The following is a 12,273-nucleotide window of genomic DNA, read 5'->3' on the forward strand; positions in this document are numbered from 1 at the left end:
AGTGACCGGGGAGTGACGGAGTGATAATGCGACCGATTCTGGCCTGCGCCGTGGCAATTGCCGCCCTGATCTGGATGCCTGCAAGCTGGGCATTGGGTCTGGGTGATGTGGAGCTTCGGTCCGCCCTGAACCAGCCCCTTGATGCGCGCATCGAGCTGGTTTCTCCGCGGCAGGAGGAGCTGGATCAATTACAGGTGGGCCTGGCCTCGACCGAGCATTTCCAGCGTTACGGCCTGGAGCGCACGGCCATTCACGCCCGCATGCGTTTCGAGCTGGTTCGTGATGGCCGGGATGCCTACATTCATGTCACCACGGAGCAGCCCGTCCGGGATCCCTTCGTCAGCTTCCTGGTGGAGGCCCGATGGGCGGCCGGGCGTCTCCTGCGCGAATACACCCTGCTGCTGGACCCGCCGGACTTCGGTCCCGGTGAGGCGGCGGAGCCGGAGCGGGCCGTGACCGAGGCGGAACCCCGTGAACCGCGGCCCGAACCCCGCGCCGAGCGGCCCAGGCCGGAACCGGAACCGGAACGGGTAACACCCCGTCGCACGGAAATCGACCGGGCCGCGCCGCGGCTCGGTGGTCGTTTCGGCCCGGTGCAACGCAATCAGAACCTCTGGAACATCGCCAATGAACTGCGCCCCTCCGGCGTTTCCATCAACCAGATGATGATTGCGCTGTTTGAAGCCAACCCGGGTGCCTTCGACGGCAACATCAACCGTTTGCGTCAGGGCGCCGTGCTGCGTGTTCCCGAGCGCGCGGAGCTGGATCGGGTCAATGTCAGCGTTGCCAACCGTGAAGTGACACGGCAGAACGAAGCCTGGCAACAGGGTCGTGCCCGCGTTGCCGAAGCCCCGCAGCGTGAGCAACGCGATGAGCTGCGTCTGGTGGCGCCGGGCGAGGAGGATGCCGAGGCCGTTGGCGTGGGTACGGAGGAGGCCGAAACCCGGATTGCCGAGCTGGAAACCCAGCTGGATCGCGCACGCGATCAGCGGGCTGAGGCTGAAGACCAGAGTGCCGGCCTGCGCGACCGCGTCAGCGAACTGGAAGGCGAGATCGATGAGCTGCGCCGCATGCTGGAACTCAAGGATGAGCAGCTTGCTTCCCTGCAGCAGCGGGTTCGGGACGATGATCTCGTCGCCGGTCTGGAGGAAGAGCCGGTCTTCGTGGATGAGGAAGACATGCTTCCCGAAGAGGACGATGAGCTGATTCGGGACGAGGATGAAGACGCGGCTCTGGCGGATGAGGATGATGACGCCCTCGCCGCGTTGGATGACGAGGCGGCGGCCGAGGATATGGCAGCGCTGGAGGAGGAGCCGGTGACCGAAGCCGAGGAGCCGGCCCGCCCGGCTACCCGTCATCAGGAACCGCCCTCAATGCTGTCGCGGATCACCGGGCTGCTGGCCACGCCAGTCGGCATGGGTATTCTGGGTGCCCTGGTGCTGGCGGCCGCCCTGGGTCTGGTGGCGGTTCGCCGCCGACGCGCTGCCACAACGGCGTCCGTGACCGAGTGGGATGAAGGAGACGATGGAGATCTTGCCGATGCGGAAGTCAGCCCGGACGGTAGTGACGTCGAGGATGTGAACCTGTCCGATGATCTGGACGCAGCCGAGGCGCGTGAGGAAGCCGCACCTGCCGACTGTGGCACCAACGTCGAAGAGCTGCTTGAAGAAGCTGATTTCCATGTGGCCTACGGTACCTACGACAAGGCCTCGGGCATGTTGGAAGATGCTCTGGCCAATAACGCAAGGGACGCGCGCATCCACCTCAAGCTCGCCGAAACCCATTTCGCGGCCGGGAATGCCGCCGCCTTTGTTGAAGCCGCCCGGCGGTTCCGCAACGAGATGGGCGATGACAGTGATGAATGGGCCCAGATCGCCCGCATGGGGCGTGAGATTGCCCCCAGCGAAGACATGTTTGCCGGTGCTGCCCCGGACGAAGCAGGTACGGATGATCTGGAGCCGCCTGAAGGTGGCACGCTGAGTGATGGCATGCTGCATGCCGATGACATGAGCGAAGCCATTGATCTAGATCTGGACGCCGACGTTACCGCTGATGACGGTGAAGACGAGCCTGTCTTCGACCTGCCGGACGACAGCGCCGGTGACGAAGGCGGGGTGTCTGGCCGCAGTGACGAGCTGGTGGACTCAGACGCCGGTGGCGGCGATGACGATCTTTCCTTTGATCTGCCGGATCTGGACGAGGGCGACGGCTCCGGGCCGTCACAGGCCGAACCCGAGTCACCCGCGCCGGCGGCGGAAGAGCCGTCCGACAGTGATGATCTGGATTTCGGTCTCGACGAGGAAAGCGCCTCCGTTCTCGACAGGACGGCCGAGGGTGACACGGACAAGGACGAGGACCTGGATTTCCCGACCGTGGATGTTCCGCCGGAAAAGGCCAACGAGGCTTTCGGGACCGATTCCCAGGCCCAGTTCGAAAAAGCCTTCCAGGAGTTGTCCGCTTATGTGGGCAGTGACGAGGACAAGGGCGGCGATGCCGGTGAAATGAGCTGGCAACGTGACGAGCCGGGCACCACCACGGCCGACGAAGGTCGCCCCGGTGGCATCGATTTCGGCGATGATGACGATGAGTTGCTCGACCTGGGTGACGATGACGGTGATGAAATGGGCGAGATCGATACCAAGATCGATCTGGCACGCGCCTACATCGACATGGGTGACAGCGACGGGGCGCGTGGCATTCTGGAAGAAGTGATCGACGAGGGTAACGAGGATCAGCAGAAGGAAGCCCGTTCCCTGCTCGAATCCATCTGATTGCCCGGTATCCGATGAAAGTGGCCGCCGACTCTCATGGAGGGTCGGCGGCTTTTTGATGTCAGCGCGGTAGCCGTGATGCTCAATCCACGCCTTCATCTGTTGTTGGTGGTTCTGCTGGCCTGTGCACTGCCATGGATGTCGCCCCTGTCCTTGCTGATTCTGGCTGCGGTGCTGCTCGTCTGGCATGTAAGCAGGGGCAGGGCGGCCATGCGGGGCCTGGGCCGTGGACTGTGGCGCTTGAAGTGGTTGTTGCTGGCCCTGGCGCTGGTCTATTTTTGGCTGGCCGGCATGGCCGACTGGGCAAATGCGATCGCCGAGGCCGGAACACGCATGGCCATCCTCGTTCTCATGTTCGCCAGCGTGCATACACTGCTTGTCAGTCTTTCGGCTTCGGCACTCACGGGTCTGCTCATGCTGGCCTTGCAACCACTGGATCGCATTGGTTTGCCCGGACGCCGTTTCGGCCAACGGCTCGGATGGCTGGTGCAGGCCGCGATGGCGGATCGCCAGGCACTCAGGGATCGGGCCGGGGGGCCGTCAACATCGGCAGGCCATTTCCGTTTTCGTGCCTGGCTGGCCTGGATTCCGGCGGCGCTGGCAGCAGAGATTCACCGTATCGAGGCCCGGGCCGAGGAAGAGGACGGCAAAGTTGTCCTGCCCCGGCCACCACCGGCCCCGCAGGTGCGTGACTGGCTGCTGTTCCTGGCCGGCATGACGGGCATTCTGTTATTGGCGGGCTTGCCCCTTTGATGCACTGTTGGATCGCGGAGTCAGGGACTTGCGCGCAATCTGGAGAGAGTTTTGAGCGAGATCGACAACCGCCGGATCTGGTGTGCCGGCGTGGAATACGATGGCAGCGCCTATCGTGGCTGGCAAACCCAGCAGCCCGGGGTGCCCACCATTCAGGAGCGCCTGTCCGAGGCCATTGCCTTTGTCGCCAACCACCCCGTTGATGTGGTCTGCGCCGGCCGCACGGATGCCGAAGTGCATGCGCTCGGGCAGGTCGTGCATTTTCACGGTACGGCAGATCGGGATCCACGAGCCTGGCTTCTGGGCAGCAACAGCCGCCTGCCGGATGACATCAATCTGCGCTGGGTGCTTCCGGCCCCGTCGGATTTTCATGCCCGCTATGCCGCCCGTTCACGCAGCTATCGATATGTGATCTGGAACCGCCAGGCACGCACGGCCCTGGGTCGACATCGTGCCGCCTGGATCTATCACCGCCTGGACGCGGCGGCCATGCATCGCGCTGCCCAGCATCTGCTTGGCGAGCACGACTTCAGCGCCTTTCGGGCCGTGGCCTGCCAGTCCCGCACACCGTTCCGCAATGTGGAATTCATCCAGGTGCAGCGACAGGGCGACCTGCTGTGGATGGATATACGTGCCAATGCCTTCCTGCATCACATGGTGCGCAATATTGCCGGTGTGCTGATCGCCATCGGCAAGGGTGAGGCGGATGAAGATTGGCCGCTGCGTCTGCTGGAATTGCGGGATCGCACCCAGGGTGGCGTCACGGCGCCAGCGGGTGGCCTGTACTTCCATGGTGTGCGTTATCCGGATTACCCGGACATCGATGCTCTCAGCCGCCCCGGTGATGAACCCATGCTGCCCGGAGCGCCACTGCTCTGAGGCCACGCCGTCTGGCGCGTTGTACAGGGGCGCCCGGCAGGGTGAGGCGACAAGGCCTTTCTGTTATCGTTGCAGCATTGCTGCATCACCTCGATGGAATACCGAAACATGGCTCGCGTTCCCCGCGTCAAGATCTGTGGCATCACAACGGCGCAGGAAGCGACCCTGGCGGCGGAGGCCGGTGCCGACGCCATCGGCCTGGTCTTTCATGAACGCAGTCCCCGTCATCTCGACCCGGACAGGGCAGCCCGTATCATCGCGGCCACCCCGGCCTTCGTGACGGTGGTGGGCCTGTTCATGAATCCCGAGCGCCGGCAGCTGGAAACCCTGCTGCAAATCCTGCCTCTGGAACTGTTGCAGTTCCATGGGCGTGAGAGCGGGGCGTTCTGCCGTTCCTTCGGGCGCCGATACATCAAGGCCGTGGGCATGTCGGGGAACCCTGACATGGATTCCATTGCCGGAGAATATGGCGATGCCGCCGCCCTGCTGGTGGACAGCCACGCCGGTGACCGGGATGGCGGCAGCGGTGAAACCTTCGACTGGTCCCGATGGCCGGAGGTGCCCGACCGTCGCCTGATCCTCGCTGGTGGCCTGAATCCGGGCAATGTGGGGCAGGCCATTCGTGAACTGAGACCCTGGGGCGTGGATGTGAGCTCCGGGGTTGAAAGTGCGCCGGGTCGCAAGGATCCGGAAAAGATGCAGCAATTCATCCAAGAGGTTCATCGTGTCCGTGAAAGCCACTGATCTGGAAAATGAAGCCCCGGCCAGCCTGCGCCAGATGCCTGATGCCACCGGCCACTTCGGCATCTTTGGCGGTCGCTTTGTCTCCGAGACCCTGATGGGGCCGGTGGAGGAACTGCGCCAGGCCTATGAGGACGCCCGCCGGGATCCGGAGTTCCACGCTGAAATCCGGCGCGAGCTGGCCCGCTTCGTGGGACGGCCCACGCCGCTGTATCCGGCCGATCGCCTGAGCGAGTGGGCCGGCGGAGCGCGAATCTGGCTCAAGCGCGAGGACCTCTGTCATACCGGCGCCCACAAGGTGAACAACACCGTGGGCCAGGCTATCCTGGCCCGGCGCATGGGCAAGCCCCGGGTGATTGCCGAGACCGGTGCCGGCCAGCATGGCGTGGCCTCGGCCACGGTGGCCGCCCGCCTCGGTCTCAAGTGCGTGGTTTACATGGGTGCCGAGGACATGCGTCGTCAGGAGGCCAACGTCTATCGCATGCGACTGCTGGGTGCCGAGGTGGTGCCGGTGGAATCCGGTTCACGCACCCTCAAGGACGCCCTCAACGAAGCCATGCGGGACTGGGTGGCCAATGTGGACGATACCTTCTACATCATCGGCACCGTGGCCGGCCCGCATCCCTATCCCATGATGGTGCGCGACTTCCAGTCAGTGATCGGGGAAGAAACGCGGGAGCAGATGCAGAGTCTGGAAGAGCGCCTCCCCGATGCGGTGGTGGCCTGTGTGGGCGGCGGTTCCAATGCCATCGGCATCTTTCATCCCTTCCTTGATGACCGATCCGTGGCGCTGCATGGCGTGGAGGCGGCCGGTGATGGTGTCGACACCGGACGTCACGCGGCATCACTGTCCGCCGGCAAGCCGGGTGTGCTGCACGGCAATCGCACCTACCTCATGAGTGATGAACACGGCCAGATCATCCACACCCATTCCATCTCCGCTGGTCTGGATTATCCCGGTGTGGGGCCGGAGCACGCCTGGCTGAAGGACAATGGCCGCGTGCAGTACGGCCATGTGGGGGACCGCGAGGCCATTGAGGCCTTTCACCGCCTGAGCCGTCTTGAGGGCATCATTCCCGCACTGGAGTCTGCCCATGCCATTGCCTACGGCATCCGCCTGGCGCGTGAGCTGGGCAGGGGCAAGGACATCGTCATCAATTTGTCCGGTCGTGGTGACAAGGACATGCACACCGTGGCCGCGCAGGAGGGCATTGAGCTGTGAGTCGCATTGAAACCCGTTTTGCTCATCTGCGGGAGGCTGGACGCGCCGCACTGGTGCCCTATGTGATGACCGGCGATCCGTCCCCCGATTCCACCGTCGCTATCATGCATGCCCTGGTATCGGCCGGGGCAGACATGGTGGAGTTGGGCATGCCCTTTTCCGACCCGGTGGCCGACGGCGCCGTGATTCAGGCGGCGGGCGAGCGGGCTCTGGCCGCGGGACAGCGACTGGAAGATACCCTGCAGGCGGTGCGCCAGTTCCGTGACCGCGACGGAGAAACCCCGGTGATCCTGATGGGCTACCTCAACCCGGTGGAGATCATGGGCAGTGAACGTTTCGTGGCCGCCGCCGCCGAGGCTGGCGTGGATGGCGTGCTGCTGGTGGATTCCCCCCCGGAGGAATCAGCCGAGCTGGCCCCGCGACTGCGGGAGGCGGGCCTGGACATGATCTTTCTGGTGGCACCGACCACCAGTGAGGCACGCCGTGCGCGCATCGGGCAGCTGGCCAGCGGTTTCGTTTACTATGTCTCTCTCAAGGGCGTGACCGGAGCGGGTGGACTGGACGCGGCGGCCGTGGCCGGCAGCCTGGACGGCCTTCGTCGGCACACCGACCTGCCGCTGGGCGTCGGCTTCGGAATCCGGGATGCGCAAACCGCCGCTGCTGTGGGACAATTCGCGGATGCCGTGATCATCGGCAGCAGCCTGGTGGCCCGTCTGCATGAAGCCGCCAGAAACGGTCAGGATCCGGCCGAAGCGGCAGGAGAATTCATGCGCCCCCTGCGTGAGGCCATCGATGGAGCCCGCGGGGCCGATATCGCGAAAAAGGAAATGGCACAGCAATGAACTGGTTCAAACGACTTGTTCCTTCCAGAATCAAGACCCAGGGCCGCAGCCACAGTGTGCCCGAAGGCCTGTGGACCAAGTGTTCCGCCTGTGACTCCGTGCTCTATCGTTCGGATCTGGAGCGCAACCAGCATGTCTGCCCCAAGTGCGGGCATCATATGCGACTGCGGGCCCGCCATCGTCTCGAGCTTTTCCTGGATGCGGATTCCATGGCGGAAATCGGCGCTTCCGTGGAGCCGGTGGATGCCCTGAAGTTTCGTGACAGCAAGAAATACAAGGATCGGATCTCCCAGAGCCAGAAGAAGACCGGCGAGAAGGATGCCCTGGTGGTGATGAAGGGCCGACTCAAGGGCATGACCGTGGTGGCCTGCTCCTTTGATTTTGCCTTCATGGGTGGTTCCATGGGGTCGGTGGTTGGCGAGCGCTTTGTGCGCGCCGCCCAGGCCGCTTCCGACGCCAATTGCCCGCTGATCTGTTTCACCGCCAGCGGCGGGGCCCGCATGCAGGAAGCCCTGTTGTCGTTGATGCAGATGGCCAAGACCAGTGCCGCCCTGGCGCGTCTTTCCGAGCAGGGTGTCCCCTTCATTTCCGTGCTCACCGATCCCACCACCGGCGGTGTCAGCGCCAGTCTGGCCATGTTGGGTGACCTCAATGTGGCCGAGCCCAAGGCCCTGATCGGTTTTGCCGGCCCGCGGGTAATCGAGCAGACCGTGCGCGAGACGTTGCCCGAAGGCTTCCAGCGCAGTGAGTTTCTGGTCGAGCATGGTGCCGTGGACATGATCGTGGACCGCCGCGAGATGCGTGACCGGCTTGCCAATGTGCTGTCCATCCTGACCCGTCAGAACGCCACCGACGTCGCCGGCTGACGACGCCGGCAGGGCCTTGGCCATGGCCACCACACCCTCGAACAGACGCGGGGCCCCCGGCCCGGGTGCCCCGCTCTCGGACTGGCTGTCCTGGTTGGAGGGTCTGCATTCCGCGGCCATTGATCTGGGGCTGGATCGACTCATTCCCGTTCGTGATGCCCTGGGTCTCAAGCGGCCCGGGTTCCGTGTGCTCACCGTTGCCGGTACCAACGGCAAGGGCAGCAGTGTCGCCCTGGCTGAGGCCCTGCTGCGTGCTGATGGATGCCGGACCGGCGCCTATACCTCTCCCCATCTGATCGAATTCAACGAACGTATCCGGGTCGATGGCGAGAATGCCAGTGACCAGGCCATCGTGTCGGCTCTGTGCCAGGTGGAGGCAGCGCGTGGGGACGCGAGTCTGAGCTATTTCGAATACACCACCCTGGCCGCCCTGCTGTTGTTTCGGGAACAGGGCGTGGATCATGCCGTGCTGGAGGTGGGCCTCGGCGGTCGCCTTGACGCGGTCAACATGGTGGACGCGGATGTGGCCCTGTTGACGCGAGTGGCTCTGGATCATGCCGACTGGCTGGGCAGCGACCTGGCCGGTATCGCCCGCGAGAAGGCGGGGGTGTGCCGCCCGGGGCGATCGGCGGTGGTGGCTGACGGCCAGGTTGGTGGCCATCTGCACCGGGCGGCCGAAGACAGTGGTGCCCGTGTGCACCTGGCGGGGCGCGATTTTTCCTGGCAGGGCGCGTCGGAAGAGAACTGGTCCTGGCGAGGGCCACAGGCCCAATCCCTGCAGTCACTGCCCGTCGAACCCTGGTGGCAGCGTTCCTGGCAGCGTGACAACGCCAGCGGTGCCCTGGCGGCCGTGGCCCTGTTGCGGCCTTCGGCAGTGGCCGACGGGCCTCGTGTCGTGAATGTCCTGAGCGAAATCCGACTGCCTGGACGGGTACAGCGAATGCCCGGCCCACCCGAGACTCTGCTGGATGTGGCGCACAACCCGGATGCAGCGCTCGCCCTGGCCGATTGGCTGGCGGCCCATCCGGTTGCCGGCTCCGTGCGGGCCGTGATCGGCATGAAAGCCGACAAGGATGTGGGCGGGGTGATCGCGGCGCTGATGCCTTACGTGGATGAATGGTGGCCGGCCGATCTGTCCGCACAGGGCGGTCTTGGCAGTGCCGAGCTGTCCGCCCGCTTGCCGGACACGGCGACTGTGGCCATGGATGCCAGAACCGCCGCCTTGACGCCGGAGCACTGCTGGCGAGCGGCAAGTCGGGCGAGCGCCGATACCGATCGCATACTGGTGCTGGGTTCCTTCTTCACGGTCGGGCCCGTGTTGCGTGAATGGCGCGACACGCGGCAAACTGCAGCTGTATCCCAATCCGTCGAGAAGGGGAGCCCCTGACGTGGATCGCAAGCTCAAGGAACGCCTGATCGGTCTCGTGGTGCTGCTCACGGCAGCCATCATCATTCTGCCCATGATTCTTGGTGGTCCGGACGACGGGGAAGAGCGCATCGTTCGCCTCGACCGAGAGCGGCAACAGGATGAATTGCCCGTGACCCGCCTGGATTTGCGTGACCCGGAGCAGCGCGAGCGTCAGGAGGTCGACCCCGAGCCTGTGCGGGAAGTACCCAGAGTGCGGGCCCTGGATGAGGCCAGCGACGATCGCCGGCAGGCCGTGCGGGAAGCGGAGGAGCCTCGGCCCGAAGCAGAGCCCGAACCGGAACCTGAATCCGAACCTGAATCCGAACCGGAACAGCGTGAGGCCGCGGATCGGGAAGGCACGGTACCCAGTGGCAGTGGCTGGAGTGCACAGGTGGGGAGTTTTTCCGAGCGCAGCAATGCCGAAGGACTGGTCCAGCAGCTGCGTGATGAAGGCTTCGAGGCCTTTGTCATGCAGCATGAGCGCGGCGGTACTACCTTCTACCGTGTGCGTGTGGGCCTTGAGCCGGAACGGGAGGGCGCCCAGCGAATTGCCGAACGCATTCGGCAGCGAACGGGCCATGAGGCCAGACCGGTGCCACATCCGTGAGCCATGCCGCCCGCCCCGAGGCATCGTGCCCGCAGCGCTTCCCTGATAGAATGCCCCCCGCCGGTGTGTCTGGCGATTGCCTGCTGTGGGGCAGGCACTGGCCGCTGATCCTGGGGATGGAAGGGCATGGTCTGGGTTGATTACTTCATTGTCGCGCTGGTCATCCTCTCCGCACTGATCAGTCTGATGCGGGGTTTCGTCAAGGAGGCCCTGTCCCTGGCCACCTGGATCATGGCCTTCTGGGTGTCCCTCACCTTCGTGGATGCCCTTGATGCGCTGTTGGCCAATCGCATCGAAACGCCGTCCGTGCGTGTTCTGGTTGCGTTTTCCAGCCTGTTCATCGTGACCTTGATCATCGGCGCCATGGTCAATCATTTCGTCAGCCTGGCCGTGAAGAAGACGGGGCTGGGCGGCACGGATCGCATGATCGGCGTACTGTTCGGCCTTGCTCGTGGCGTGCTGGTGGTGGCGGCACTGGTTCTGCTGGGCATACTGACGGAGGTGAACCAGGACCCCTGGTGGTCGAACTCCGCCTTCATCCCCATACTGGAGCCGGTCGCCGCCTGGCTGGCCTCCTTCCTGCCGCCGGATATGGTCGGCGACGTGCTTACGTTCAATCGCTAGAGGTATTTCGCATGTGTGGCATCGTGGGCCTGACCGGGCATCAGCCGGTCAACCAGGCAATCTATGACGCGCTGACGGTGGTTCAGCATCGTGGACAGGATGCGGCCGGCATCATGACATGTGAGGGCGACCGTCTCTTCCTGCGCAAGAGCAATGGTCTGGTACGTGATGTCTTCGCTGCCGAACACATGCTGCGTCTGCGCGGCAACATGGGCATCGGTCATTGCCGTTATCCCACCGCCGGCAGCTCGAGCTCCTCCGAAGCCCAGCCGCTCTACACGAATTCGCCCTACGGTATCGCCCTGGCTCACAATGGCAACCTCACCAATGCGGGTGAGCTCAGAGAGCTGCTGTATCGTGAAGACCTGCGCCACCTGAACACCGACTCGGATTCGGAAATCCTGCTCAATGTCTTTGCCCATGAGCTGCAGCGGGCCGGCAAGCTCAAGCTGGAGGCCGGGGATATCTTCGCGGCGGTCAGTGCCGTGCATCACCGCTGTCGTGGCGGCTATGCCGCCGTGGCGCTGATTACCGGTTATGGCCTCGTGGCATTCCGGGATCCCTGGGGGATCCGTCCCCTGGTCTTCGGTGTCCGTGAGACCGAGCAGGGCCGGGAGTACATGGTGGCATCGGAAAGTGTTGCCCTGAGTGCGCTGGGCTTTGAGCTGGTACGGGACGTGGCGCCGGGTGAAGGGATCATTATCGACAGCGAAGGGCAGCTGCATACCCATCAGTGCGCTGAAGGCCCCTCGGCCAACCCCTGCCTGTTTGAATTCGTCTATTTCGCGCGGCCGGATTCCATCATGGATGATGTTTCAGTGTACAAGGCGCGGTTGCGCATGGGGGACACGCTGGCCGAGAAGATCAACCGGGAATGGCCCGACAACGACATCGATGTGGTGATCCCCATCCCGGATACCAGCCGCACGGCCGCCCTACAGGTGGCCTTTCAGCTGGGGGTGAAGTACCGCGAAGGCTTCATGAAGAATCGCTACATCGGCCGTACCTTCATCATGCCCGGGCAGAAGCAGCGGAAGAAATCCGTTCGCCAGAAACTCAACGCCATTGACCTGGAATTTCGCGGCAAGAACGTGCTGCTTGTCGATGATTCCATCGTTCGAGGCACCACCTCGCGGGAGATCATCCAGATGGCCCGGGATGCCGGCGCCAAAAACGTCTATTTCGCCTCGGCCGCACCGCCAGTGCGATACCCCAATGTCTACGGCATCGATATGCCCACGACTGATGAGCTCATCGCTCACGGCCGCAGCACGGAAGAGGTCTGCGAACTCATCGGCGCCGATCGCCTTTTCTACCAGGATCTCCCGGATCTCGTGGAAGCGGTGCGAATTGGCAATCCGGGTCTCAAGACCTTCGATACTTCTGTCTTTGACGGCCATTACGTCACCGGTGATGTCAGCGAGGAGTATCTTGCCCGTCTGGCTCGGGAACGATCTGACGCGGCCAAGTCGAAGAAGGACAATCAATACCGGGGTGTGATCGATCTGCACAACGCGTCCTGACCGTCAGGAAGCATCACCGCTCTGTTCAAGCGGCGGA

Annotated in this window: 11 protein-coding genes; all 11 read left to right on the top strand. The window is 63.9% G+C overall.

Going from position 1 to position 12,273, the window contains the following annotated elements; all coding sequences use genetic code 11:
- Nucleotides 1-26 precede the first annotated feature (26 nt).
- The 11 genes from RBH19_RS03410 (at nucleotide 27) to purF (ending at nucleotide 12,236) form a co-directional block, all read left to right on the top strand.
- Complete coding sequence (locus RBH19_RS03410) at nucleotides 27-2,771, top strand: motility hub landmark protein FimV (protein ID WP_306727418.1); 2,745 nt, start codon at nucleotides 27-29, stop codon at nucleotides 2,769-2,771.
- 78 nt (nucleotides 2,772-2,849) lie between these two features.
- Nucleotides 2,850-3,524 (top strand): hypothetical protein, encoded by a 675-nt coding sequence (locus RBH19_RS03415; protein WP_306727419.1) that lies wholly within the window; start codon nucleotides 2,850-2,852, stop codon nucleotides 3,522-3,524.
- A gap of 51 nt (nucleotides 3,525-3,575) precedes the next feature.
- Nucleotides 3,576-4,403, top strand: a complete 828-nt coding sequence (gene truA, locus RBH19_RS03420; protein ID WP_306727420.1) for a tRNA pseudouridine(38-40) synthase TruA — start codon at nucleotides 3,576-3,578, stop codon at nucleotides 4,401-4,403.
- Nucleotides 4,404-4,511: 108 nt separating this feature from the next.
- Nucleotides 4,512-5,147: a phosphoribosylanthranilate isomerase gene (locus RBH19_RS03425; RefSeq protein WP_306727421.1), complete on the top strand. Its 636-nt coding sequence runs from the start codon at nucleotides 4,512-4,514 to the stop codon at nucleotides 5,145-5,147.
- Between the two features lie 34 nt (nucleotides 5,148-5,181).
- Entirely contained in the window at nucleotides 5,182-6,366 is a 1,185-nt protein-coding gene (gene trpB / locus RBH19_RS03430) for a tryptophan synthase subunit beta (protein ID WP_306727821.1), read from the top strand.
- Nucleotides 6,363-7,208 carry a tryptophan synthase subunit alpha gene (gene trpA / locus RBH19_RS03435; protein WP_306727422.1) on the top strand — a complete coding sequence of 282 codons (846 nt, stop codon included), beginning with the start codon at nucleotides 6,363-6,365 and terminating at the stop codon, nucleotides 7,206-7,208. The genes trpB and trpA overlap by 4 nt, the downstream gene beginning before the upstream one ends.
- Complete coding sequence (accD, locus tag RBH19_RS03440) at nucleotides 7,205-8,074, top strand: acetyl-CoA carboxylase, carboxyltransferase subunit beta (protein ID WP_306727423.1); 870 nt, start codon at nucleotides 7,205-7,207, stop codon at nucleotides 8,072-8,074. Before trpA ends, accD begins: the two co-directional genes overlap by 4 nt.
- A 22-nt stretch (nucleotides 8,075-8,096) precedes the next feature.
- Entirely contained in the window at nucleotides 8,097-9,461 is a 1,365-nt protein-coding gene (gene folC, locus RBH19_RS03445) for a bifunctional tetrahydrofolate synthase/dihydrofolate synthase (protein ID WP_306727424.1), read from the top strand.
- Between the two features lies 1 nt (nucleotide 9,462).
- The gene (locus tag RBH19_RS03450) at nucleotides 9,463-10,089 is read left to right on the top strand and encodes an SPOR domain-containing protein (RefSeq protein WP_306727425.1); all 627 of its coding nucleotides are present in this window, start codon (nucleotides 9,463-9,465) and stop codon (nucleotides 10,087-10,089) included.
- A 126-nt stretch (nucleotides 10,090-10,215) separates the two neighbouring features.
- The gene (locus RBH19_RS03455; RefSeq protein WP_306727426.1) at nucleotides 10,216-10,713 is read left to right on the top strand and encodes a CvpA family protein; all 498 of its coding nucleotides are present in this window, start codon (nucleotides 10,216-10,218) and stop codon (nucleotides 10,711-10,713) included.
- Nucleotides 10,714-10,724: 11 nt separating this feature from the next.
- On the top strand, nucleotides 10,725-12,236 hold the full coding sequence (gene purF, locus RBH19_RS03460) for an amidophosphoribosyltransferase (protein WP_306727427.1): 1,512 nt from the start codon (nucleotides 10,725-10,727) through the stop codon (nucleotides 12,234-12,236).
- Nucleotides 12,237-12,273: the final 37 nt, after the last annotated feature.

The sequence above is a fragment of the Natronospira bacteriovora genome (genome assembly GCF_030848495.1).
Taxonomy (GTDB): domain Bacteria; phylum Pseudomonadota; class Gammaproteobacteria; order Natronospirales; family Natronospiraceae; genus Natronospira; species Natronospira bacteriovora.

What these genes read in the sequence shown, in the direction of transcription:
- folC (WP_306727424.1), top strand. Translation starts at nt 8,097, where the DNA reads ATGGCCACCACACCCTCGAACAGACGCGGGGCCCCCGGCCCGGGTGCC.
- RBH19_RS03425 (WP_306727421.1), top strand. Translation starts at nt 4,512, where the DNA reads ATGGCTCGCGTTCCCCGCGTCAAGATCTGTGGCATCACAACGGCGCAG.
- purF (WP_306727427.1), top strand. Translation starts at nt 10,725, where the DNA reads ATGTGTGGCATCGTGGGCCTGACCGGGCATCAGCCGGTCAACCAGGCA.
- RBH19_RS03410 (WP_306727418.1), top strand. Translation starts at nt 27, where the DNA reads ATGCGACCGATTCTGGCCTGCGCCGTGGCAATTGCCGCCCTGATCTGG.
- RBH19_RS03415 (WP_306727419.1), top strand. Translation starts at nt 2,850, where the DNA reads ATGCTCAATCCACGCCTTCATCTGTTGTTGGTGGTTCTGCTGGCCTGT.
- accD (WP_306727423.1), top strand. Translation starts at nt 7,205, where the DNA reads ATGAACTGGTTCAAACGACTTGTTCCTTCCAGAATCAAGACCCAGGGC.
- RBH19_RS03455 (WP_306727426.1), top strand. Translation starts at nt 10,216, where the DNA reads ATGGTCTGGGTTGATTACTTCATTGTCGCGCTGGTCATCCTCTCCGCA.
- trpB (WP_306727821.1), top strand. Translation starts at nt 5,182, where the DNA reads ATGCCTGATGCCACCGGCCACTTCGGCATCTTTGGCGGTCGCTTTGTC.